The organism is Streptomyces coelicoflavus, from assembly GCF_003112555.1.
GTDB lineage: Bacteria > Actinomycetota > Actinomycetes > Streptomycetales > Streptomycetaceae > Streptomyces > Streptomyces coelicoflavus.
The window spans coordinates 313,279-336,578 of the sequence record NZ_BEWB01000007.1; the positions used below are offsets into that span (position 1 = coordinate 313,279).

Annotated in this window: 17 protein-coding genes; 9 read left to right on the top strand and 8 right to left on the bottom strand. The window is 73.9% G+C overall.

The genetic code is table 11. The features are described from left to right. The first annotated feature begins 150 nt into the window (after window positions 1-150). A complete protein-coding gene (locus tag Sco07f_RS19085; protein WP_108988541.1) occupies window positions 151-1,857 on the top strand; it encodes a cellulase family glycosylhydrolase in 1,707 nt (568 codons plus the stop codon). Between the two features lie 27 nt (window positions 1,858-1,884). Here Sco07f_RS19085 and Sco07f_RS19090 read toward each other — a convergent pair whose 3' ends face one another. Further along, complete coding sequence (locus Sco07f_RS19090; RefSeq protein ID WP_042822969.1) at window positions 1,885-2,106, bottom strand: hypothetical protein; 222 nt, start codon at window positions 2,104-2,106, stop codon at window positions 1,885-1,887. A 40-nt stretch (window positions 2,107-2,146) separates the two neighbouring features. Between Sco07f_RS19090 and Sco07f_RS19095 the strand changes: the two genes are divergently transcribed. The 3 genes from Sco07f_RS19095 to Sco07f_RS19105 are packed head-to-tail and all read left to right on the top strand — an operon-like array spanning window position 2,147 to window position 4,517. Beyond that, window positions 2,147-2,449: a hypothetical protein gene (locus Sco07f_RS19095; RefSeq protein ID WP_244942074.1), complete on the top strand. Its 303-nt coding sequence runs from the start codon at window positions 2,147-2,149 to the stop codon at window positions 2,447-2,449. A 53-nt stretch (window positions 2,450-2,502) separates the two neighbouring features. After that, window positions 2,503-3,192, top strand: a complete 690-nt coding sequence (locus tag Sco07f_RS19100; RefSeq protein ID WP_167468142.1) for a response regulator transcription factor — start codon at window positions 2,503-2,505, stop codon at window positions 3,190-3,192. After that, window positions 3,189-4,517, top strand: coding sequence for a sensor histidine kinase (locus tag Sco07f_RS19105; RefSeq protein ID WP_087788327.1), 1,329 nt, complete (start codon window positions 3,189-3,191; stop codon window positions 4,515-4,517). Before Sco07f_RS19100 ends, Sco07f_RS19105 begins: the two co-directional genes overlap by 4 nt. Before the next feature lie 50 nt (window positions 4,518-4,567). On the opposite strand, the gene Sco07f_RS19110 is transcribed toward Sco07f_RS19105, so the two are convergent. Further along, window positions 4,568-5,455 carry a CAP domain-containing protein gene (locus Sco07f_RS19110; protein WP_108988543.1) on the bottom strand — a complete coding sequence of 296 codons (888 nt, stop codon included), beginning with the start codon at window positions 5,453-5,455 and terminating at the stop codon, window positions 4,568-4,570. Window positions 5,456-5,918: 463 nt separating this feature from the next. Between Sco07f_RS19110 and Sco07f_RS19115 the strand changes: the two genes are divergently transcribed. The 4 genes from Sco07f_RS19115 (at window position 5,919) to Sco07f_RS19130 (ending at window position 11,982) form a co-directional block, all read left to right on the top strand. After that, complete coding sequence (locus Sco07f_RS19115; protein WP_007389605.1) at window positions 5,919-6,197, top strand: acyl carrier protein; 279 nt, start codon at window positions 5,919-5,921, stop codon at window positions 6,195-6,197. Continuing rightward, window positions 6,194-7,480 carry a beta-ketoacyl-[acyl-carrier-protein] synthase family protein gene (locus Sco07f_RS19120; RefSeq protein ID WP_108988544.1) on the top strand — a complete coding sequence of 429 codons (1,287 nt, stop codon included), beginning with the start codon at window positions 6,194-6,196 and terminating at the stop codon, window positions 7,478-7,480. Before Sco07f_RS19115 ends, Sco07f_RS19120 begins: the two co-directional genes overlap by 4 nt. After that, the gene (locus tag Sco07f_RS19125; protein WP_108988545.1) at window positions 7,477-8,478 is read left to right on the top strand and encodes an ACP S-malonyltransferase; all 1,002 of its coding nucleotides are present in this window, start codon (window positions 7,477-7,479) and stop codon (window positions 8,476-8,478) included. Before Sco07f_RS19120 ends, Sco07f_RS19125 begins: the two co-directional genes overlap by 4 nt. A gap of 129 nt (window positions 8,479-8,607) precedes the next feature. Then, window positions 8,608-11,982, top strand: a complete 3,375-nt coding sequence (locus Sco07f_RS19130; protein ID WP_108988546.1) for a pyruvate carboxylase — start codon at window positions 8,608-8,610, stop codon at window positions 11,980-11,982. A gap of 63 nt (window positions 11,983-12,045) precedes the next feature. On the opposite strand, the gene Sco07f_RS19135 is transcribed toward Sco07f_RS19130, so the two are convergent. Further along, entirely contained in the window at window positions 12,046-14,592 is a 2,547-nt protein-coding gene (locus Sco07f_RS19135) for a discoidin domain-containing protein (protein WP_108988547.1), read from the bottom strand. A 210-nt stretch (window positions 14,593-14,802) separates the two neighbouring features. On the opposite strand from Sco07f_RS19135, the gene Sco07f_RS19140 reads away from it, so the two are divergent. Next, on the top strand, window positions 14,803-15,171 hold the full coding sequence (locus tag Sco07f_RS19140; protein WP_087788320.1) for a hypothetical protein: 369 nt from the start codon (window positions 14,803-14,805) through the stop codon (window positions 15,169-15,171). Between the two features lie 48 nt (window positions 15,172-15,219). Here Sco07f_RS19140 and Sco07f_RS19145 read toward each other — a convergent pair whose 3' ends face one another. The 5 genes from Sco07f_RS19145 to Sco07f_RS19165 form a co-directional block, all read right to left on the bottom strand. Then, on the bottom strand, window positions 15,220-16,746 hold the full coding sequence (locus Sco07f_RS19145) for a CYTH and CHAD domain-containing protein (RefSeq protein WP_108988548.1): 1,527 nt from the start codon (window positions 16,744-16,746) through the stop codon (window positions 15,220-15,222). Between the two features lie 28 nt (window positions 16,747-16,774). Beyond that, a complete protein-coding gene (locus Sco07f_RS19150) occupies window positions 16,775-17,947 on the bottom strand; it encodes a M23 family metallopeptidase (protein WP_108988549.1) in 1,173 nt (390 codons plus the stop codon). Window positions 17,948-18,075: 128 nt separating this feature from the next. Then, a complete protein-coding gene (locus Sco07f_RS19155; protein ID WP_108988550.1) occupies window positions 18,076-20,739 on the bottom strand; it encodes a SpoIIE family protein phosphatase in 2,664 nt (887 codons plus the stop codon). 267 nt (window positions 20,740-21,006) lie between these two features. Beyond that, a complete protein-coding gene (locus Sco07f_RS19160; RefSeq protein WP_108988551.1) occupies window positions 21,007-22,332 on the bottom strand; it encodes an alpha-glucosidase/alpha-galactosidase in 1,326 nt (441 codons plus the stop codon). After that, window positions 22,329-23,285: a carbohydrate kinase family protein gene (locus tag Sco07f_RS19165; protein WP_108988552.1), complete on the bottom strand. Its 957-nt coding sequence runs from the start codon at window positions 23,283-23,285 to the stop codon at window positions 22,329-22,331. Before Sco07f_RS19165 ends, Sco07f_RS19160 begins: the two co-directional genes overlap by 4 nt. Window positions 23,286-23,300: the final 15 nt, after the last annotated feature.

Sequence of the window (23,300 nt, forward strand, 5' to 3'; positions counted from 1 at the left end):
GGACCGGCCCGGGCAAGCGTTTTCTGCCGGACGTCTTGACGTGTACGCGGCGCAATGAGTTTCATGGTGTGCCGCGTGGGAGCGCTCCCACGCCCCCACGCGTCTTTTCTCGTCGTCGCCCGTGTCCGCACTACCCCTTCTGGAGTCGCCGTGCGCACAGCAAGACGCGATACACCAGTCCCGAAGACGCTCTTCTCCCGCCTCCTGACCGGCCTGGCCGCGCTGTGCGGGCTGGTCGTCGTCGGCGCCCTCGTCCCGGGGGCGGCCGTGGCCCAGTCGCCCGGGGCCGGTCCCGGGACCGCCGGAGAGCGGTCGACCGCCGCGGCCGGCCTGCACATCGGTGCGGGCCGGCTCCTCGAGGGCAACGGCAACGACTTCGTCATGCGCGGGGTCAACCACGCCCACACCTGGTACCCCGGCGAGACGCAGTCGCTGGCGGACGTCAAGGCACTGGGCGCCAACAGCGTCCGGGTCGTCCTCTCCGACGGACACCGCTGGAGCGAGAACGGTCCCGAGGACGTCGCCGCCGTCATCGAGCAGTGCAAGGCCAACCGGCTGATCTGCGTCCTGGAGGTGCACGACACCACCGGGTACGGCGAGGACGCCGCGGCCGGCACCCTCGACCACGCGGCCGACTACTGGATCGGCCTCAAGGACGTGCTGGCCGGCCAGGAGGACTACGTCGTCGTCAACATCGGCAACGAGCCCTGGGGCAACACCGACCCCGCCGGCTGGACCGAGCCGACCGTCGCCGCGATCGGGAAGCTGCGCGCCGCCGGACTCCGGCACACCATCATGGTGGACGCGCCCAACTGGGGTCAGGACTGGCAGGGCGTCATGCGTGCCAACGCGCGGACCGTCTACGACGCCGACCCCACCGGCAACCTGATCTTCTCCATCCACATGTACAGCGTCTTCGACACCGCTCAGGAGATTACCGACTACCTGAACGCCTTCGTCGACGCGGGGCTTCCCCTCCTCATAGGCGAGTTCGGCGGCCCCGCCGACCAGTACGGCGACCCCGACGAGGACACCATGATGGCCGCCGCCGAACAGCTCGGACTCGGCTACCTGGCCTGGTCGTGGAGCGGCAACACCGACCCGGTCCTCGACCTGGCGACCGACTTCGACCCCAGCAGGCTCAGCGACTGGGGCGAACGCATCTTCCACGGCGTCAACGGCATCGCCCAGACCTCGAAGGAGGCCACCGTCTACGCCGACGGCGCCCCCGACGACACGCAGGCCCCGACGGCTCCCGGCACACCGGCCGCCACCGCGGTCACGGACACCTCCGTCACGCTCGGCTGGCCCGCCGCCACCGACGACACCGCGGTCACCGGCTACGACGTCGTCCGGGTCGGCGACGGCACCGAGACCCGGGCCGCCGCCTCGACGACCACCACCGCCACCGTGACCGGCCTCACCGCCGGCACCGCGTACACCTTCGCCGTCTACGCCCGCGACGCGGCCGGCAACCGGTCCGCCCGGTCCGCCGCCGTGGAGGTCACCACCGACGAGGGCGGCGGCACCCCGGACGGTGCCTGCTCCGTCGGATACCGTGTCGTGGGCGAGTGGCCCGGCGGCTTCCAGGGCGAGATCGCCGTCCGCAACACCGGGAGCACCGCCATCACCCCCTGGACGCTCGCCTTCGCCTTCGCGGACGGCCAGACCATCACCCACATGTGGGGCGGTACCGCCACCCAGAACGCCGGCGCGGTGAGCGTCGCCCCCGCCTCATACACCGCCACCATCCCGGCCGGCGCCACGGTCACCCTCGGCTTCACCGCGCAGAAGGGCGCCACCAACACCGCACCGGCCGCGTTCAGTCTCGACGGGGCGGCCTGCGCCGCGTCCTGACCGGGCGGAGGGGGCGGGTGAGGAACGTCACCACGACACCTCGCGGACGTCGGCCCGGCTCTGCGGCTGTGTCGTGGCGGTGATCTCCGAGCGGTGACGGCTCGCCGTGAACGTCACCTTCAGCGTCTGCGGCGCACTCTGCTCCGTGCTCACCGTGAAGCCCCGGTCCGGCACCGCCGAGATCAGGCACACCCCGCCGTCACCGAACCGTACGGTCGCCTTGCCGCCCTCGGACGGCACCGTGTACACGCCGGCCCCGCCCTGCTCGCATCCCGGGTCGGCCCCGCCCGTGGGAGACCGCGGGGGAGTGGTGCTGGGGCTCGGCGTCGGCGTCGGCGTGGGTGTCCGGGTGGGCTCCGGCGGCTCCTCGCCGGTGCGGGACGGCGTCGGGCTGGGCCGACGGCTGGTCGGCGACGGGGACGGAGAGGGCTTCACGGTCCGGGAGGCGGTCGGCCGGGGCGAGGCCGGGAGCTCCTTCGGCGCCGTCTGCGCGACCGGCGCCGTCGGCCGCGTCGAGCCCACCACGAAGTGGATCGTGATGATGACGGCCGTGACACTGGCCGCCGTGCAGGACAGCCAGATGATCAGGTAGCGCAGGAGGCGGGACACGACACCATAGTGACGGACCGGCTAACGTGCCTGCCCATGGCCTCCGTACTTGTCGTCGAGGACGACCCTGTGATCCGGGCCGCGCTGATCGAGGTCCTCACCGGACACGGCTACGCGGTGAAGACCGCACACCAGGGTTTCGAGGCGCTGCGCGACATCACCCAGAGCCCGCCGGACATCGTCGTGCTCGACCTCGGGCTGCCCGACCTCGACGGTCTCGACGTGCTGCGGATGATCCGGGGCATATCCCGCGTCCCGGTGCTGGTCGCCACCGCCCGGGACGAGGAGTCCGAGATCATCCGGCTGCTCAACGCCGGGGCCGACGACTACATGGTCAAGCCCTTCTCCGGCGGCCAGCTCGCGGCCCGGCTCGCCGCCGTGCTGCGCCGCTCGACGCCCGACGACCTCAGGGCCGTACGGCGGCCCGTCCTCCAGGTCGCCGACCTGCGCATCGACCCCACCGCCCGCACCGCCCACCTCGCCGGCCGGGAACTCCCCCTCACCCGGCGCGAGTTCGACCTGCTCGCCTACCTGGCCGCCAACGCCGACCAGGTCATCTCGCGACAGCGCATCCTCGCCGAGGTGTGGCAGCAGCCGTACGTCGAGGACCAGACGGTGGACGTCCATCTCTCCGCGCTCCGTCGCAAAATGGGCGAGAAGGCGCGAAAGCCCTGCTATCTCCACACCGTGCGGGGCATAGGCATCAAGCTGGTCAGCGCGCCATGAGACGTGCTCTCGCCGGGATCGCCCTGGCCGTCACCTCGATGGTGGCGCTGTCCTTCCTCATCCCGCTCGCCCTCCTCGTCCGCGAGCAGGCCCGGGACCGGGTCACCACCGCCGCCGAGCAGCGTGCCGCGGCCCTCTCGCCGGTGCTCGCCCTCACCACCCGGCGCGCCGACGTCCAGCAGGCCGTCGCGGAACTCGGCTCCGCAGACCAGCTGGTCGTACGGCTGCCCGACGGCGGCTTCGTCGGGACCCCGCACGCGCCCGAGGAGGCGCTCGACCGGGCCGTACGGGGGCGCGAGACGCTCGCCGTGGACACCCCGGACGGCTGGGCGTACCTCCAGCCCGTCGTCCTTCGGGGCGAGCGGGTCGCGGTCGTCGAGGCCTACGTGCCGGCCGCGGACCTCACCCGGGGCGTCGCGGCCTCATGGGGCGTGATGGCCCTGCTCGCCGTCGGCCTGGTGGGCGGCTCGGTGCTGGTCGCCGACCGGCTGGGCGCCCGCGTGGTCCGCTCCTCCCGAGGTCTCAAGCGGGCCTCGCTCGCCCTAGGCTCCGGCGACCTCGGCGTACGGGTGGAACCGGACGGCCCGCCGGAGCTCCAGGAGGCGGGCGTGGCGTTCAACACCATGGCCGACCGGGTCGTCGACCTGCTCGCCGTCGAACGCGAACTGGTCGCGGACCTCTCGCACCGGCTGCGCACCCCGCTGACCGCCCTTTACCTGGAGGCCGACCGGATGGGTGCGTCGCCGAGCGCGCGGCGGGTCACGGAGGCGGCGGGGCAGCTCGAGCGCGAGCTGGACTCGATCATCGCGGCGGCCCGCACCCCCTTGGCCTCGGCGCAGGCCGCCGGGGCCGGTGCGGGCGTGTCCAAACCGTGCGACGTGGCCGAGGTGGTCGCGATGCGCCTGGACTTCTGGTCGGTGCTCGCCACCCAGCAGGAGCGGCCGTTCGAGCGCTCCCTCACCCCGCGTCCGGCGCCCGTGGCCTTTCCCGAGGACGACCTCGCCGCCGTCGTCGACGCCCTGATCGGCAACGTCTTCCGGCACACCCCGCAGGGCACCCGCTTCCTGGTGCGCGTGGAACGGCACGACCGGCACGTGCACCTCACGGTCGACGACGCCGGACCGGGCGTGGCGGATCCCGGGGCGGCACTCACCCGGGGCGTCAGCGTCGGCGGTTCCACCGGGCTCGGCCTGGACATCGTGGCCCGGGCGGCCCGTACGGCGGACGGCGAACTGACGATCACCCGCGCGCCGCTCGGGGGCGCGCGGGTGCGGGTGTCGTTCGCGCTGGCGGACGCGGCTGCGGGCGGCAGCGGGCACCGTTAGGCGTGCCGGAGGGGCAGCGAGGGTTTCGGCGTGCCGTGGGGTGACCGGCGTCAGCGGCCGGTGCCGAAGTCCTGGGTCCACCAGGGGCCGCCGTCGCCGAAGTGGACGCCGACGCCGAGCTCCTTGAAGGAGCAGTTGAGTATGTTCGCCCGGTGGCCGGGGCTGTTCATCCAGGAGTCCATCACCGAGGCGGCGTCCGCCTGGCCCCGGGCTATGTTCTCGCCCAGCGTCGACCACTGGTAGCCGGCGGCCTCGACCCGGCTCGCCATGGTGGAGCCGTCGGGGCCCGTGTGGGACATCACGCCGCTGCTCGCCATGACGTCGCTGTAGTCGTCCGCCGCCCGGGTCAGCCTGTCGTTCGCGGTGACCGGGGAGCAGCCCGCCGCGGCCCGCTCCTCGTTCACCAGCGCGAGGACCTGGGCCTCGGCTCCACCGGTCGCGCCGGAGCCGGAGCCGGAGCCCGAGCCCGAGCCGGAGCCCGATCCGTTGCCCGCCGCCGGCCCGCTGCCGCCGCCGGACGACCCGTTGCCGCCCGACCCGTCGCCGCCGCTCTTCTTGGTGGCCCTGACGGGCGTCTTGGACGCGGGTGCGGGAGCCTCGGCGGCGCTGGTCGTCGGGCTCGCCGTCTTCTTCGGCTTCTTCTCCGGCTCCGCGCTCCCGCTCGGGGAGCCGCTCGCCGTGACGCCCGGGCTCGCCGACGCGGACGCGAGCGGCGCCGCACCGCCCGCCGCGTCCTCGGCGTTCGGCGCCCGGTCCGCGGCGTTCGCCGTGACCCGGTCCGAGGCCCCGCCGTCGTCGCCGTCGGTGACGGCCAGCGTGATGCCGACGCCGGCGGTCAGGGTGACGGCGCCGAGGGCCAGCGCGGTACCGCGGGTCCTGAGCCCGCCGCGGGGACGGGCGTGGGAGCGGGACGGGCGAGCGGCTCGGCGGGAACCCATGCGCAGGACACCTCGGCTTGTCGGTCGGCTGACGGAGCCCCCGTACCCGGTGGACGCGACCGCGCCCACCGGGACTGTGGGGGGTGTTCGAGAGCCTAGGACGCGACCGGCGTGGAAACGGCCGTTCGAAGGTCATCTTCAGAAAGCCTTAAAGGAGCCGCCAAAGTCCGTTGAGGAACCGCGGCGCCACCACCCGCCCCTTACGCGCCCGCTGCCCGGCACCCTCGGTCCGCGGCGGGGCGCTTCACAGTGAAAGAAGGACACGGGGGCCCGCACGACCCCCTGGTGTGCCCCCGACGCCCCGCCGTCACCCCCGACCCGGCGCTTGCCGCGCCGGACGTCCGGACAGCCTGTCGGCGTGCGACCGGCAGATCGCCGGACACCGCCGGCGCACCCGAGGGGACCGGGTCCTCCCGCCCACCGCCTCCGGGTGCGCCGTGCACGGACCGAGGAGGAACCGGACATGCCGCCCACCGCCGACGAACGACAGCTGCTCGACGAAGTACGGGACCTGCTGGCCGCCACGGTCGAGGACCTCACCGTGGAGGAGATCGGACCCGACTCCTCCCTCCAGGACGACCTGGGGGTCGACTCGCTGGCCAGACTGGAACTGGTCGCCGCGATCGAGGACCGCTGGCAGATCGAGGTGCCGCAGGAGCAGGCGGAACGGCTCACGACGGTGCGGCAGATCGCCGCGCACCTCGCCGAAGCCGTCGCCGCCCCCACGGGCGGCACCGCGTGAGCCCACGGCACGCGGCCGACCCGGCCCCGGAGGACCGGGCCGCCGTTGTCACGGGGCTGGGGCTGACGACCGCGCTGGGCGGTGACGTCCCGGCCACCTGGCGGGCCCTCCTCGACGGTGTGTGCGGCGTCGAGCGCGTCGACTTCGCGGAGCCGGAGGGGCCCGCGCAGGTGTACCTCGCGGCCCCGGCCGCGGTCGACCCCCGGGCGGCTCTGCCGTCCGCCAAGGCGGCGCACTGCGACCGGGCGGCGCAGTTCGCCCTCGTCGCCGCCCGGGAGGCCGTCCGCGACGCCGGGTTCCCGGACATGTCGGCGCTCGCCGCGGAGGGATCGCGGGTGGCCGCGGTCGTCGGGGTGGGGCTGGGCGGGCTCACCAGCATCCTGGAGCAGAACCGCCGCCTCCAGGACCAGGGCCCGGGGCGGGTGAGCCCGCGCACCATCCCGGTCATGCTGCCCAACCACCCGGCCGCCGAAGTCGGGCTGATGGTGGGCGCCAAGGGAGGGGTGCACGCCCCGGTCAGTGCCTGCGCCTCCGGGGCCGAGGCCCTCGCCCAGGCGCTCGGCATGATCCGGGACGGCCGGGCCGACGTCGTGGTCGCGGGCGGTGCCGAGGCCGCGCTGCACCCGCTCGCCCTGGCCGGGTTCGCGCGACTGCGGGCGCTCTCCCGGCGCCACGACGACCCCAAGGGGGCGTCCAGACCCTTCGACGCCGACCGGGACGGCTTCGTGATGGGGGAGGGGGCCGGCATGCTCGTCGTCGAGAGCGCCCGGCACGCCGCCGCCCGCGGCGCCCGCGTCCACGGCCGGCTGACCGGAGCGGGCATCACCAACGACAGCCACCACGTCGCCCAGCCCGCGCCCGGCGGAACGGGCTGCGCGGCCGCCGTCGACGCCGCGCTGCGCGACGCCGGGCTCCTCCCGGAGCAGATCCGGCACGTCAACGCCCACGCCACCTCCACACCGCTCGGCGACCTCGGCGAGGCCCAGGCGCTGCACAGCGTCTTCGCCGGGAAGACGGACGCCGTCGCGGTCAGTGCCACCAAGGGCGCCTTCGGACACACCCTCGGTGCCGCCGGCGCCATCGAGGCGGTCCTCACCGTCCTCGCCCTCCGGGACAGAACCGCACCGCCCGCGTGCAGCCTCGAACGGGTGGACCCCGAGATCCGCCTGAACGTCGTCGGCCGCGACCCCGTCGCCCTGCCCGCGGGGCCCCTCGCGGCCGTCACCACGAGCATGGGTTTCGGCGGGCACAACGTCGCGCTCGCCTTCGCCGACGCCTCATGAGGAACGACGTCCCGGCCCCCACCGGCGGCACACCGCGCACCGTGCTGATGTGCCCCGGCCAGGGGGCCTACCTCCCCGGCGCCCTGCGTCACCTGACCGGGGTCCCGTCGGTCTCGCGGGTGCTGCGGACGGTCGACGCCCGCAGCACCGCACTCGGCTGCACCCGCACCCCCGTCGGCCGCCTCCTCAGCGACAGCGCCGCACCCGACCCCGACCTGCTCGTGCGCACCGACCCCCTCGCCTTCGACCTGGCCACCTACGCCGCGGTGGTCGCCTGCGCCACCGTCCTGCTCGACCTCGCGGCCCCGCCCGTCCACGCCGTGCTCGGCCACAGCGTGGGCGACCTCGCGGCGCTCACCGTGGCCGGGGTCGTCACCCTCGAACAGGGCGTCCGGCTGCTGCACGTCCGCGACCGGCTGCTGCGCGACGCCGCGCTGCCGGCGGCGGGCCTCCTGGCCACCGACCTGACCGCGGAACAGGCGGCGGACCTGCTGCGCGCCGAGGGCCTGCCGCAGGTGCGGATCGCCGCCCGCAACGCCCCCGGCCAGACCGTCCTGGCCGGGCCCGACGACCAGTTGGCCGCCGTCCGGAGCGCGGTCCGGGCACTCGGCCGTCGCGCCACCCCGCTGACCAGCCGCACCGCCTACCACCACCCCCTGCTCGCCGAGGTGCAGCGGGCCTTCCGGCGCCTCCTGCGCGCCCAGCCCGTCACCCCGCCCACGCTCCCCGTGTACACGGCCGCCGCGCCGGGGCCCGCCCGCACCCCGGCCCAGCTGCGCACGGTGGCGGCCGCCCACCTCTCCGAGCCGCTCGCCCTCCACCGGACGCTGCGCGCGCTGCGCCTGGCCGGCTTCACCACCTACCTCGACAGCGGCCCCAGGGCGCTGCTGAGCACCCTGGCCAGGGCCGGCCTGCCCGACTGCACTACTGCCGCCCCCTCCCGCACACCGGCCGGACTCGACCGCATCCGCCTGCGCCTGACCGCCGTCCCGAGGTGAGGAAGTCGGTCGACACGCCCGGCACGGCACCGGTACTTGACAACGCCGGGAGTGGCCCGGCTCACATGGCGTACCGAGGGCGGCGCCGACACCATGGTCTCGTCACCCGGCAGGCTGAAGGGATCAAGAATGTTCCGCAAGGTGCTGGTCGCCAACCGCGGTGAGATCGCGATCCGTGCGTTCCGTGCGGGCTACGAGCTCGGCGCGCGCACCGTCGCCGTCTTCCCGCACGAGGACCGCAACTCGCTGCACCGGCTGAAGGCCGACGAGGCCTACGAGATCGGGGAGCAGGGGCATCCGGTGCGCGCGTACCTCTCCGTGGAGGAGATCGTCCGTGCCGCCCGCCGTGCGGGGGCCGACGCCGTCTACCCGGGCTACGGGTTCCTGTCCGAGAACCCCGAACTCGCCCGCGCCTGCGAGGAGGCCGGGATCACCTTCGTCGGACCCAGCGCCCACATCCTCGAACTGACCGGCAACAAGGCCCGTGCCGTGGCCGCCGCCCGCGAGGCGGGCGTACCGGTGCTCGGCTCCTCCGCGCCCTCCACCGACGTGGACGAACTCGTGCGCGCCGCCGACGACGTCGGCTTCCCCGTGTTCGTCAAGGCGGTCGCGGGCGGCGGCGGTCGCGGCATGCGCCGGGTCGAGGAGCCCGCCCAGCTGCGCGAGGCCATCGAGGCCGCCTCCCGCGAGGCCGCGTCCGCCTTCGGCGACTCCACCGTCTTCCTGGAGAAGGCGGTCGTCGAACCCCGCCACATCGAGGTGCAGATCCTCGCCGACGGCGAGGGCGACGTCATCCACCTCTTCGAGCGGGACTGCTCCGTGCAGCGCCGCCACCAGAAGGTCATCGAGCTGGCGCCCGCGCCCAACCTCGACCCGGCCCTGCGGGAGCGGATCTGCGCCGACGCCGTGAACTTCGCCCGGCAGATCGGCTACCGCAACGCCGGCACCGTCGAGTTCCTCGTCGACCGGGACGGCAACCACGTCTTCATCGAGATGAACCCGCGCATCCAGGTCGAGCACACGGTCACCGAGGAGGTCACCGACGTCGACCTGGTCCAGTCCCAGCTGCGCATCGCCGCCGGCCAGACGCTGACCGACCTCGGCCTCGCCCAGGAGAACATCACCCTGCGCGGCGCCGCCCTCCAGTGCCGGATCACCACCGAGGACCCGGCCAACGGCTTCCGCCCGGACACCGGGCAGATCAGCGCCTACCGCTCGCCGGGCGGCTCCGGCATCCGCCTCGACGGCGGCACCACCCACGCCGGTACGGAGATCAGCGCCCACTTCGACTCGATGCTGGTCAAGCTCTCCTGCCGGGGACGGGACTTCACCACCGCCGTGAACCGGGCCCGGCGCGCGGTCGCCGAGTTCCGCATCCGCGGCGTCGCCACCAACATCCCCTTCCTCCAGGCGGTCCTGGACGACCCCGACTTCCAGGCCGGCCGGGTCACCACCTCCTTCATCGAGCAGCGCCCGCACCTGCTCACCGCCCGGCACTCCGCCGACCGCGGCACCAAGCTGCTGACCTACCTCGCCGACGTCACGGTGAACAAGCCGCACGGCGAGCGCCCCGAGCTGATCGACCCGCTGACCAAGCTGCCGGCCGTACCCGCCGGTGAACCCCCGTCCGGCTCCCGTCAGTTGCTGGCCGAGCTGGGCCCCGAGGGCTTCGCCCGCCGACTGCGCGAGTCGTCCACCATCGGCGTCACCGACACCACCTTCCGCGACGCCCACCAGTCGCTGCTCGCCACCCGGGTGCGCACCAAGGACATGCTCGCCGTGGCGCCCGTCGTCGCCCGCACCCTGCCCCAACTGCTGTCCCTGGAGTGCTGGGGCGGCGCCACCTACGACGTCGCCCTGCGCTTCCTGGCCGAGGACCCGTGGGAGCGGCTGGCCGCCCTGCGCGAGGCGGTGCCCAACATCTGCCTCCAGATGCTGCTGCGCGGCCGCAACACCGTGGGCTACACCCCGTACCCCACCGAGGTGACCGACGCCTTCGTGCAGGAGGCCGCCGCCACCGGCATCGACATCTTCCGCATCTTCGACGCCCTCAACGACGTCGAGCAGATGCGGCCCGCCATCGAGGCCGTACGGCAGACCGGCACCGCCGTCGCCGAGGTCGCCCTGTGCTACACCGCCGACCTGTCCGACCCCTCCGAGCGGCTCTACACCCTCGACTACTACCTGCGGCTCGCCGAGCAGATCGTCGACGCCGGTGCCCATGTGCTGGCGGTCAAGGACATGGCCGGACTGCTGCGCGCCCCGGCCGCCGCGACCCTGGTCTCCGCGCTGCGCCGGGAGTTCGACCTGCCGGTGCACCTGCACACCCACGACACCACGGGCGGTCAGCTCGCCACCTACCTGGCCGCGATCCAGGCGGGCGCCGACGCCGTCGACGGAGCCGTGGCGTCCATGGCGGGCACCACCTCGCAGCCGTCGCTGTCGGCGATCGTGGCCGCCACCGACCACACCGACCGGCCGACCGGACTCGATCTCCAGGCCGTCGGCGACCTGGAGCCGTACTGGGAGAGCGTCCGCAAGGTCTACGCCCCCTTCGAGGCGGGCCTCGCCTCCCCGACCGGCCGCGTCTACCACCACGAGATCCCCGGCGGCCAGCTCTCCAACCTGCGCACCCAGGCCGTCGCGCTCGGCCTCGGCGACCGCTTCGAGGACATCGAGGGCATGTACGCCGCCGCCGACCGGATGCTGGGCCGCCTGGTGAAGGTCACCCCGTCCTCCAAGGTCGTCGGTGACCTCGCCCTGCACCTGGTCGGCGCCGGCGTCTCCCCGGCCGACTTCGAGCAGGACCCCGACCGGTTCGACATCCCCGACTCGGTCGTCGGCTTCCTCCGCGGCGAACTGGGCACCCCGCCCGGCGGCTGGCCCGAGCCCTTCCGCACCAAGGCGCTGCGGGGCCGCGCCGAGGCCAGGCCGCTCGCCGAGCTGTCCGAGGACGACCGCGACGGTCTCGAGAAGGACCGGCGGGCGACGCTCAACCGGCTGCTGTTCCCCGGCCCGGCCCGGGAGTTCGACACCCACCGGGCCTCGTTCGGCGACACCAGCGTCCTCGACAGCAAGGACTTCTTCTACGGACTGCGTCCGGGCAAGGAGTACACGGTCGACCTCGACCCCGGCGTCCGGCTGCTCATCGAACTCCAGGCGGTCGGCGACGCCGACGAGCGCGGCATGCGCACCGTGATGTCCACCCTGAACGGACAGCTCCGCCCCATCCAGGTCCGCGACCGCTCGGCCGCCACCGACGTCCCGGTGACGGAGAAGGCCGACCGGGCGAACCCCGGCCACGTCGCGGCGCCGTTCGCCGGCGTGGTGACCCTCGCCGTCGCCGAGGGCGACGAGGTGGAGGCCGGAGCCACCGTGGCCACCATCGAGGCCATGAAGATGGAGGCGTCCATCACCGCGCCGAAGTCCGGCCGGGTGACCCGGCTCGCCATCAACCCCATCCAGCAGGTCGAGGGCGGCGACCTCCTCGTCCAACTCGCCTGACGGACGCGGACTTCCGGCCCGGACGGGTGACGCGCCCCGCACCACTGCGGGGCGCGTCGTCCCTCACGGGAACTGGACGACCTTGGACGGCACGGTGTCCGTCCCCGACGTGGCCGCGCCGGTGTCGTTGACGACATGGCGGTACTGGCCCATGCCGCCCAGCGAGATCACCTGGAGGTTGCGCATCCTGACCCCCGGCTTGACCGGCACCTGGAACCCGTGGTGCTGCACGATGCCCGGGTCGGCGGTGAAGTTGCAGTAGCTGCCCAGCGCCACCGCGTCGTGCTCGTTCACCGAGTCGGCGACCTTGTAGGCCGCGTAGCCGACGATGCCGTCGTGGGTGATGGCGGCCTCGTTCGGGGCGTCGTAGGCCTTCTCGTTCTGGAAGAAAATGGTCCGGCCGCGCTCACCGTTCCAGTAGACGTCGTACTTGTTGAAGTGCTCGACGAACAGTCCCGTCGCGAGGACGTCGTCGCCGTTGACCCTGAGGCCGTAGTCGGCGCGGTTGGTCTCCCAGCCGACGCCCTCGCCGTGGTCGGCACGCCAGATCCAGGTGTGGTCGATGATCACGTCGTCGCTCTCGACCACGACGGAGTCGGTGGCCTTGCCCGGTCCCGCGCCGCCGATGCGGACGAACACGTCCTGCATGGTCGTGGGGTTGGCGGCGTGGTCGGCGTTCCCGCCGGGGGTTCCGATGCGCAGCAGCGTGTCGGAGTTCTCCGGACCCGCGTCGATGAGGAAGCCCGCGAGCCGCACGCCGTCGACGTCCGCCACGTGCATGGCGTCGACGCCGCCGTCCGGAATGATCGTGGCCAGTCCGAGGCCGAGCACGACGGTGTTGGCACGGTCGACCTCGATGGTCTGGTCGATGTGGTAAACGCCCGGCGTGAACAGCAGGTTGAGGCCCTGGTCGAGCGCGGCGTTGATGGTCGCCGCCGTCGCGCCCGGCTTGACGACGTAGAACTGGCTGAGCGGCAGCGAGGTGCCACCGGCGTTGGCGGGCCACGACACACCGCGCGCGTTGGTCCGCTTGGCCGGGACCCGCACCTTGTACTCGTCGCCGTCCAGGTACAGGAACGGCTTCTCGCGGGAGATCGGCGTGGTGTCGAGCGTGGTGTACGGGCCGGTCTCGAAGTTGCCCGCCGGCGCGCCCTCGACGCCCGTGAACGTCATGTTCCAGACGCCGTTGGTCCAGCCGCCGACCGAGCTGTCCCGGGTGTACCACTGCTGCTGGGAGTAGGGGCCGACGGTGCCGTCGATCTTCGAGTCGGCGATGTAGCCGCCGGAGGCCCAGCCGTAGCCGTTGGGGGCGAGGTTCAGACCGCCCTTGACGTGGATCCGCCGGAACGGGGCCGCCTGGGCGACCGCCCACCGGTCGGTGCCGTTGGACGGCGTGATGGCGAGGTTCTCGGCCGAACGCCAGAAGTTCTGCGTCGCGTTGCCGTTGAACCAGCCCGCGTCCACGGTGATGTCACCGTTGATCTGCGTGTCGTCCGGGTTGAGGCCGAGACCGGAGATCGAGGTGTAGAAGCCCAGTTGGGCGTTGATCCCGTTGTAGGTGCCCGGCTTCAGCAGGAACTGGTAGCGCCCGCTGCCGAACTGGCTGGACTCCTGCTGGGCGAAGACCTGGTCGAACTTCTGCTGGAGGTTCGGCGTGGAGGGGTCCACGACGATGACGTTCGGCCCCAGGTCGCCGCCGCCCTCGACCGGGGGAGTGCCGGTGGTGCCGGTGTGCACGGCGACCTCCCACAGCGAGTAGCCGTAGCCCGTCGCGCGGGCCGTGCCGTGGATGCGGACGTAGCGGCCCGAACCGCTGACGTCGTAGGAGGCCTTGCCGCCGGTGGCGCCCGTGACGCTCTTCAGCGTCTGCCAGCTCTGCCCGTCGGAGGACGCCTCGATCCGGAAGTCCTTGGCGTAGGCGGCCTCCCAGTTCAGGTCCACCTTGCACAGGTCCTTCACGGCGCCCAGGTCGACCCGTACCCACTGCGGGTCGGCGGCCTGGCTGGACCAGCGGGTGCCGGGGTTGCCGTCGAAGGCCGCCGCGGCCGGTGTCCCGGCGTTCTCCACCGAGGAGGCCGAGGCGGGCCTGCCCTGCGCGGCGTTGGCGGTGTCGCACGAGCCGCCCGGTGCGGTGCCGCCGGTGGTGCCGAAGACCTGGAACTCCCACAGGGAGTAGCCCCACGGGGTGGCCCGGTGCACGCCCTGCATGCGGACGTAGCGCCCCTGGCCCGAGACGTCGAGGGTGTCGGTGCCGCCGTCGCCGCCGGTGACGGTCTTCGCGTCGGTCCAGGTGCTCCCGTCCGGCGAGAGCTGAATCTTGTAGTCCTTGCCGTAGGCCGCCTCCCAGTCGAGCACGACCCGGGTGACGGAGGCGGTGGCGCCGAGGTCGACCTGGAGCCACTGGTCGTCGCTCGCGGCCGACGACCACCGGGTTCCGGTGTCGCCGTCGACGGCGTTCGCGGACGGTGTGCCGGCGTTCTCGGCCGACGACGACGTGGCCGTCCGGCCCTGGGAGAGGGGTGTGTCGGCCGCGGTGGCCGTCATCGGGGCGGGCAGGGTGACGAGCGCCGCCGTGGCGACGAGCGCGACACCCAAGGATCTGAGTCTCATACGAGAGCCTTCCGGGGATGCGGACAGGACCGGCCAACCGCTCGACGCGGAGGCTTAGTTCAAGGTGTGATTTAAGTGGTGAGTCATCGATCCGGCAAGACTCCGGACAGGAGTTGTCAGTGCCGTGCTGAAGAATGCGGCCCATCGAGATCAACTCCGGCCGGACCGGGTAGGCGTTCTCGAGTCACTGACCTGGAAAGGCCACCGCCGATGCCGCTCACCGCCGCCGCCCGACCGCAGACCGCCGACCTCCGTGGGGCCCGGCGCCCCGACCGGCTCGGTGCCGCCGAGGCCGAGATACTGCGCATCGTCACCGACGCGCGTACCCCCGTCTTCGTCACCGTGCGGCCGGACGGGCGACGCAGGTACAGCTACTGGCGCCCCCTGGACTCCGCCACCGGCCGGGGCGGCTGCTACGTCGCGCTGCCGACCGCCGCGTGCGACGCGCTGCACGCCGCGGGCCGGACGGCGCTCGGCGAGCCGCTCGCCGACCCGAACCGGATCATCCACCGGGTCAGCGCCACCCGCACCCCGGCCGCGCCGCTGCGCGCGCTGCCCGAGCGGGCCCGCGCGGCGTGAGTCCGGCCCGTCCCGCACACACGTGAACGGCCGTCGCGCGAGGGTGATTCAGGGTTCGAGCGGTGCCCGCAGCGCGGGATCCGACGCCGCCCGCCACACCTCGGGCAGCTCCCGCTGCCGGGCCTCGGCCCCCGCCCCTTCCCGGCCGTGCAGCAGTCCCCAGGTGAACGCGGACTCGCCCGCCCCGTGGGCGGCCACCGCCAGCCCTCGCAGGGTGTCCTGGGCGACCACGGCGTCCTGGTGCTCACCGAGCAGCTGCTGCACCGCCTTGGCGTGCTTGCCGAGCCGGGCGGCCGGCTTGCCCAGCGCGGGACGCGCGACCTCGGCCGCGTAGCGGAGCTTCTTGGCGGCCTTGCGCGCCTCGTGCAGCCCCGCCTCCCGCGGCCGGCCGGCCGGCTGTGCGGCCGCCCGCTCCATCCGCCCGGCGAGACGGCCGTACTCCTTGAGCACCGCCCGGGACATCGCACGGGCGGGCTTGCCCGCGGCCCGGGCGCGCAGGGGCGGCTGCCGGACCAGGGCGTCCAGCGCGTCCAGGAGGCGCAGATAACGAGGTGTGGCCAGGGCCTGACGCGTGCGGGACCGCGCCTCGACGCCGCGGGACACCTCCCAGACCCGCAGCCGGGCGGCGACGGGACCCAGCACCAGGTCGTCCGGCAGCTCCGCCAGCGCGGCCCCGATCCGCTCGCCCAGCACCTCCTGGTCACGCGCCACGCCCAACTCTCCCGACAGCCACCGCAGTTCCGCGCGCAGCGGATCGGTGACCCGCCGGTCGAGCACGGAGCGGTAGGAGCGCAGGCAGGCGCGCAGCCGCCGGCACGTGACGCGCATCTGGTGCACGGCGTCGGGCAGGTCACGGCGGACCGCCGGATCCAGTGACACCAGCCGGCCGGCCTGCTCGTCCACGTACGCGAGCACATACGCGCCGGGAGACCCTGCCCCCACCCCCGAAGGGTGCGCCCGCTCCACCGCCGCCCCCGTGTCCCGCAGCGCGCGGGCCAGCTTGGACGGGCTGTCCGCGCGCACGATCCCCTTCTTCCGGAGCTTCTTCTCGACGACGTCCAGCAGCCCGGCGTGCACACCGTCGGCCAGTTCGACCTCCAGCTCGCTCCACCGGGCCCGGCCACCGCCGGAGGCCGCCGCGTCGGCGCGCACCTCGTCGAGGCTCAGCTCGGCGAGCAACCCGCCCTCCGCGTCGCGCAACTGCCGCACGGTCCGGGCGGACCGGATGCGTACGACCGGACGCAGCTCGGCGCCCCGTGTGCGGGACAGGACCAGCTCGCGCAGCGACTCGGGCACGTCGTCCGACAGGGGAGCCCACACCTCCTCCCGGGTGTCCCCGGTCAGTGGCAGCTTCAGGTGCCAGCCCGCGTCCGGACCGCCCGTACGGCGGCGCAACGTGGCCGAGGAACCGGCGAGCCGCTGATCCTCGGTGTCGTGGTACACCGCGTCGAGCTTCTCGGGCCCGGTCGCGGTGACCGAGGCGACGGGCCCGACGCCGGTGAGGTCGGGCAGCCCGGCGGCGCCGCCGGGGGACGGTTCGTACTTCCGCTCTGTCTCGCGCTTCGACTGGGTCATGTCGATTGCTTCGACAGGATCCGCCGGATCAAACCCCGTCCGGCACGACCCAGGGGCGCGGATCGGTGTAGTACCCGTCGAGGACGACCTCGAAATGCAGGTGGGGGCCGGTGGACAGGCCGGTGGAGCCGACCCGCCCGATCGGGGCCCCGGCCTCCACCGTCTGTCCGACCGCCGTCCCCAGGGAGGAGAGGTGACTGTAGGTCGTCTCCACCCGCTTGCCCTGGATGGTCCCGTGGTCGATCACGATTCGGTTGCCGTACGCGTTGGTGAGCGCGGCGAACACGACCCGGCCCCGCCGGGCCGCCACGACCTGCGCGCCCTGCGGCGCGGCGAAGTCCACGCCGGTGTGCAGTTTGGTCACCCCGGTCAGCGGGTGCTCCCGGGACCCGAAGGGCGAGGTGATGGTGAGCGGGCTCACCGGCGCGGTCAGCAGGGCGCCGGCCGTCCCGCCCGCGCTGCCGGAGTCCTCCCGGTCGAGTGCCTCGTAACGGGGCAGCAGGGCCTGGACCTCGTCGAGGTACGTCCTGGCCGTCGAGGGGACGCGTCCCGCCTCGGTCACGGCGTCCGGTCCCGCGGCGTAGGCGGCGAGGGTCAGCTCCACGAGGTCGCCGTTGATCCGCCCCTCGGTGCGCAGTTCGGTCACCTTTCCGGCCAGCGAGCAGTCCCGCCGGCCCAGCGCCATGATGGCGTCCGCCGGATCGCGGGGCGAGGACCGCCCGTTGCCGTCGTCGTCCTTGCCCCAGGTCCGCCACTCGTCGTCGGTGAAGGCGGCGATGCCCTTCTGACCCGAGAGTTCGTCCGAGTCGTCGCTCCAGCCCGAGAGCTGGTCGATCTGCGCGGCCAGCACGGACGGTTCGAGGACGGCACAGCCCGAGGCCGCCTTGCGCAGCCAGGGGATGTACGACGGGTCGATGTCGACCGCCGTGGACGGGTCGGCGGCGGAGCCGTCGTCGGTCCCCGCGCCCGGCAGTCCGCCCAGCGCGAGGAAGGCGGCCACGCCGGTGACGGTCACGAAGGCCGGCAGCAGCAACAGGGTGACCGGCCCGGGGCCACGGCGCTTTCGCTTGCGGGGCGGCTCCGGTTGCTCCGGCTGTTCCGGCGGGAGCCGCCGGTCCGCTCGTCCGGGTTCGGACGTGTCCGCCTGTGGGGCGTCCGTGCCGTCGGCCGCCTGCGCCAGGGTCAGCCGCTCGTCGTTCACCTGGCCGCTCGCCGGGACGTGATGCTCACGAGGGGACGGTATCTCCGCCCCGTCACCGGCGTCAGGAGCCGCCGAGGCAGAAGGAGGTGCCCGAACGGGCAGGGCGGGCGGAACCCGGTGCCCGGTCGTCACCCCCCGGCCGGTCCCGGCCGCGGCGACGGGGGCGGCGTGGGACGGACGGCGAGGACCGCGATGTCGTCCGTACTGTCCGCGCCCAGGCCGATCAACAACTCGTCGCAGAACGTGTCGAGTGGCTCGTGGGCCAGGTCGGCGGCGTGCCGGCGCAGTCGCTCCAGGGCGTCGTCGATGGGCTCGTCGCGACGCTCGACGAGGCCGTCGGTGTACAGCACGAGCGTCGAGTGGGCCGGCAGCTCGTGCCGCGCCGTGCGCCGGGCCATGGCGGGATCCATGCCCAGCAGCAGGCCCGCGCCGCCACCGAGGTAGCGGGCCCGGCCGTCCCGCGTGGTGAGCAGCGGCGGCGGATGTCCCGCGGAGGAGTGCTTCAGCTCCCACGGGCCGTGCGCGGAGCCCTTCAGCAGACCGTAGACACAGGTGGCGGTCGCCTCCTGGCGGAGACTGTGGTTCGCCACATCCAGCCGGCGCAGCACCTCGGCGGGCGGCTCCTCGCGGTCCACGGCGATCCCGCGGAGCATGCTGCGCAACTGGCTCATCGCGATGGCCGCGTCCAGGTCGTGCCCCGTGACGTCGCCGATGACCAGCGCGGTGCCCCCGTGCGGCAGGACGAAGCTGTCGTACCAGTCCCCGCCGACCTGCGCGGTGGTCGAGGAGGCGGCGTAGCGGGCGGCCATCCGCAGCCCCTCGACCTCCGGCAGAGCCGGCAGCAGCGAGCGCTGGAGCCGCTCGGCGATGGAGCGGGTGTCCTGGTAGAGACGGGCGTTGTCCACCCCCAGCGCGAGGCTGTGGACCAGGTCGTCGACGAGCGTCAGGTCCTCTTCCGTGAACGGCCGTGCGCCGGGCGTACGAGCCAGGGTCAGGGCGCCGGAGATCCGGCGGCGCGCCCGCAGCGGAGCGACGACCGCGCTGCCCGCCCCCAGCTCCCGGAACAGTCCGACGTACTCCCTGTCCAGCGCGCTCTCGGTCTGACCGGGCTGCGGGGCGTCGACGAGCAGCAGCGGACCGGCGCCGCGCAGTACCCGGGCCAGCGGGCCGCGCGAGTCCTCGGAGACCCCCGGGAGCGCGCCCTCGTACGCCCCCGGGCGCAGGGCCCGGGGATCCCGGTGGACGACACAGGCCCGGTCCAGCCGGCTGTCGTCGGTGAACAGGTCCACCGCGCACCAGTCGGCCAGCCGCCGCGTCAGCAGCCGGCCGGCGCGTTGCAGTCCCTCCCGCAGGTCCAGGGTGTTGTTGAGCTGGGCGCCGAGTTCGGCCAGAAGAGTGAGCCGGTCCAGCGGCGACATGCCGCCCTGGGCCCTGGCCCTCCTGGTGCCGCTCTCCGGGACGGCGGGCGACCGGCCTCCGTCGGGCTCCCCGACGGCCGCCTCCCTGACCCGGCCGGAAGTCCTCGGCGCGTCGAGGAACGTGGTCGCCCGCGGGACGAGCTGGGCGACGAACACGGTGCGGCCGTCGGCCGTCTCCTGGGTCTGGATGTACAGCCGGACCGGGACCAGCCGGCCGTCACGGTGCAGTGCCGGAAGCGGCACGGAGCGGCCCACGATGCGTGTGCGGCCGGTGAGCAGCATCGAGGTGAACGCCGCCGTGTGCCGCGCGCGCAGGTGCTCGGGCACGAGGGTGGTGAGGCGGCGTCCGACGAGATCCTCCGGTGCCCAGCCCAGCAGGTCCGCCGCCGCCCCGTTGGCCGCGACGATCCGGTTGCCCTCGTCCGCGGCGATGGTCGGCATCCTGCTGGCCCGCACCTGGCCGACGTCCCACGGCACGAGCTCGGCGGAGCTGATCTCCGGCTCCCGGGGGACCACGGTCCACGCGGTGGGCCGCCCCCCGGCCAGCTGTCCCGCGATCTCGTCGAAGAGCCATTCCTGGAAGGCACGGCCGCGGGGCAGGGCCGGCAGGGTGAGCAGCCGCTCCTGGCGCGCCCGCTCCTCGGCCAGGCCGAGTACGCGGCGCAGGGTCTCCACCGCCGGTACGGCGTCGACGGGCAGCGCGAGGGGCAGGGTGCCCAGCCCGGAATCGGCGGCCGGTTCCTCCAGCGCCGCGGTCACACCGGCACTGATGACGTTGTTGACGTCGTTGGCCGTCGCGAGGTCCTCGGGTGCCGCTCCGAGGAGGTCTCCCGCGGACGCGGCGAGGGTGAGTTCGCGCAGCATCCCGTGCCGGTGCTGCCGGCACGACGCCTCCAGGGCGGTCGGCACGTCGACGAGCGTCACCGTCCGTTCGTCGGGCCGCGGCGGCCCGGCGGTCTCCCACCCGGAGGACGGCGGCGGCGGACCGTCGTGCCACAGCTCGAACCACACCGTCTTGCCCAAGTCGTCGCCGTCCGCCCCGTACCGCGAGGCCAGCCGCTCCACCAGGGCCAGTCCCTGACCCGTCCCGGCGTACGGCGAACAGCGCTGCGGTACCAGTCCGCGGCCCGGCCGCCCGTCCCCGACCCGTACCCGCACCCGGCCGTCGAGGCGTGCCACGCTCACCTCCACCTCGGTGCGCGCGTGCAGCACCGCGTTGGTGACCAGCTCGCTCACCAGCAGCTCGGCCGTGCCCACCCGGTCCGAGGGGGACCCGTCCAGCGCGGCACGCACGAACCGGCGGGCCGCCGCCACGCTCCGCGGCCCGTCGGGAAAGCGCCGTGACACCGCCGTCGGCGGATCGGAACCACCCATGACCTCAGTGTGTGCCCGGTACGGCCGGCCCCGCAGCGCGCGCCGCCCGGACGCCCCGCGCTCCGGTGAACGCTCCTGTCCGCCGGTCGGGTGACGCACCCGGTGAAACGCGGGGTGGGAGCGCCGCCGCGGGGCGGGGGTGAAAGGTTCGGGCCGGTCGCCGCGCACCGGGTCTGGCAGGCGGCCGGTTACTCCGATAGCTTGCTGGTGCGGCCCCGCGTTCTCCCCCGTACGCGGGGCCGCACCAGTGCGGCCGTGCCGGTCGGCTCAGAGGGCGAGCGCGCCCCGCAGCCCCGGTTGCAGCAGGTCCCCGTGGGCGCGGACCATGTCGTCGCACAGCCGCCAGATCTCCTCGACCGTGAGGGTCGCCGCCGTCGCCGGGTCGGCCATCGCCGCGTGCCTGATGTGCCGCGGATCGTCCTCCGTCGCCGCCCGCACCACCAGGTCGGTGGTGCTCAGGTAGGCCCGGTTGAGGGCCGCCAGCTGCGGGGGCAGCGCGCCGATCCGGGTGGGCCGGACGCCCGTGGAGTCGACCAGGCAGGGCACCTCGACGGTGCCCCGGTCGGGCAGGTTCTCGATCAGGCCGTGGTTGGGCACGTTGCCGTAGACCGTGCGGGGCGTGCCGGTCACGATGCTGTGGATGATCTGCGGCGCGTACTCCATCGTGCCCTCGACCGTGAGCGGCGCCCCGCAGGCCAGGGCGTCGCGGGTGCGCTCGTACTCCGCCACGTTCTCGTCCACGATGCCCAGGTAGGCGCCTACGGGCAGCCGCAGCCGGTCGATCTCGCTGTCGTGGTGCAGGTACCAGGGGACGTACTCGGCGGAGTGCTCGCTGGTCTCCGTCGGGTAGTGACCCAGGCGCCGGTACATGTCCATGCGGACCCGGCGGCGCAGTTGCGGGTCCTCGTCGATCAGGGCGTCGAGGCGCGGGTGGAGGTCCCGGCCCCCGTGCTCCAGGCGCAGCACCCACGCCTGGTGGTTGACGCCCGCCGCCTCGTAGGTGACCTCCTCGTAGGGGACCTTCAGCAGCTCGCACAGGCCCTGGACCGTCCAGTAGACGGAGTGGCACAGCCCCACCACCCGCGTCAGCCCGGTCGCCTCGGCGAGGTACTGGACGTTCATCGCCATCGGGTTGGTGTAGTTGAGCAGCCAGGCGTCCGGGCAGACCTCGGCGATGTCCTCGCCGAGCGCCCTGAGCAGCGGGAAGGTGCGCAGCGCGCGGAAGACGCCGCCGACGCCGAGGGTGTCGCCGATGGTCTGGCGCAGTCCGTACCGGGCCGGTACCTCGAAGTCGGTACGGGTCGCCTCGCCCATGCCGACCTGCACGATGTTGATGACGAAGTCGGCGCCGGCCAGGGCCTCGCGGCGGTCGGCGTGGGCGGTGACGCGCGGCCGGGCGCCGCGTTCGGCGGCGATGTACTCGGCGGCGGCCCGCGCGGTGGCCAGGCGCTCCGCGTCGATGTCGTGCAGCGCGATGTGCGCGGACTTCAGCTCGTCGAAGGCGAAGAGGTCGGCGAGCAGGCCCTGGGTGAAGACGACGCTGCCGGCTCCGACGAAGGTGATCTTGGGTGCGGTCGGGTGGGCGGTGCTCATGCGGGGTTCTCTCCGTTGCGGGTGACCTGGGCGAACGCTTCGTCCCAGGTGGGCTGGGCGGTGGTGCCGCCGTGCGCGCGGGTGGACAGCGCGCCGCAGACGGCGGCGAGTTCGAGGGCCTCGGGCAGGGCGAGCCCGGTGAGGAGCGCCGCGACGAAACCGGCGTCGAAACTGTCGCCGGCACCCACCGTGTCCACGGGCCGGGCCGGGACGCCGGACGTGGTGAGCAGGGTGCGCCCGTCGTGGCACAGGGCGCCCTCGGCGCCGTTCTTGACGACGACCGTCGGCCCCCGGCCGGCGAGCACGGCGGCGCACTTGCCGAGGTCCGGGGTGCCGAGCCCGGCCAGCTGCCGGGCCTCGGCCGCGTTGGGCAGCAGATAGTCGGTGTGCGGGAGTACGGCGTCCAGGCCGGCCGGGTCCCAGCGGCCGGCGGGGTCGTCGTTGGTGTCGAGGGACGTCGTCGCACCGTGGGCGCGCGCGGTGCGCAGCAACTCGGGCAGCGCGGCGGCGAGTCCGGGGAGCAGGAAGTACGACGCGGCGTGCACGTGCCGGGCGGTGCTCAGCAGTTCGGCCGGAACGTCCGCCGCCGTGGTGGCCGGCAGTGTGCCCGGCGCCGTGACGATGGCCCGGTCGTCCCCCCGGGTGAGGATCACGGTCAGCGGGGTCGGCAGCCGCGGATCGACGAGCAGCGCACTCGTGTCGACCCCGTGCGCGTCGAGGGTGTCGCGGACGTAGCGGCCGGCGTCGTCGTCGCCCACCCGGCCGGCGAACGCCACCCGCAGGCCGAGGCGGGCGGCGCCGCACGCCATGATCGCGGCGGAGCCGCCGAGGGTGAGGGCACCGCCGGGGACGAGCTGTTCGCGCTGTCCGAAGGCGAGGGGGGAGTCGAGGGGCCCCACCACGACGTCGGGATTGGCGTCTCCGACGACGAGCAGGTCGAGGTTGTGCGGCATGGGTCTTCCCTGGAG

Coding starts and splice junctions, on each gene's coding strand:
- Sco07f_RS19160 (WP_108988551.1), bottom strand. CDS start 22,332: ATGAGCACCGCCCACCCGACCGCACCCAAGATCACCTTCGTCGGAGCC.
- Sco07f_RS19105 (WP_087788327.1), top strand. CDS start 3,189: ATGAGACGTGCTCTCGCCGGGATCGCCCTGGCCGTCACCTCGATGGTG.
- Sco07f_RS19125 (WP_108988545.1), top strand. CDS start 7,477: ATGAGGAACGACGTCCCGGCCCCCACCGGCGGCACACCGCGCACCGTG.
- Sco07f_RS19165 (WP_108988552.1), bottom strand. CDS start 23,285: ATGCCGCACAACCTCGACCTGCTCGTCGTCGGAGACGCCAATCCCGAC.
- Sco07f_RS19135 (WP_108988547.1), bottom strand. CDS start 14,592: ATGAGACTCAGATCCTTGGGTGTCGCGCTCGTCGCCACGGCGGCGCTC.
- Sco07f_RS19130 (WP_108988546.1), top strand. CDS start 8,608: ATGTTCCGCAAGGTGCTGGTCGCCAACCGCGGTGAGATCGCGATCCGT.
- Sco07f_RS19110 (WP_108988543.1), bottom strand. CDS start 5,455: ATGGGTTCCCGCCGAGCCGCTCGCCCGTCCCGCTCCCACGCCCGTCCC.
- Sco07f_RS19155 (WP_108988550.1), bottom strand. CDS start 20,739: ATGGGTGGTTCCGATCCGCCGACGGCGGTGTCACGGCGCTTTCCCGAC.
- Sco07f_RS19100 (WP_167468142.1), top strand. CDS start 2,503: ATGGCCTCCGTACTTGTCGTCGAGGACGACCCTGTGATCCGGGCCGCG.
- Sco07f_RS19145 (WP_108988548.1), bottom strand. CDS start 16,746: ATGACCCAGTCGAAGCGCGAGACAGAGCGGAAGTACGAACCGTCCCCC.
- Sco07f_RS19115 (WP_007389605.1), top strand. CDS start 5,919: ATGCCGCCCACCGCCGACGAACGACAGCTGCTCGACGAAGTACGGGAC.
- Sco07f_RS19140 (WP_087788320.1), top strand. CDS start 14,803: ATGCCGCTCACCGCCGCCGCCCGACCGCAGACCGCCGACCTCCGTGGG.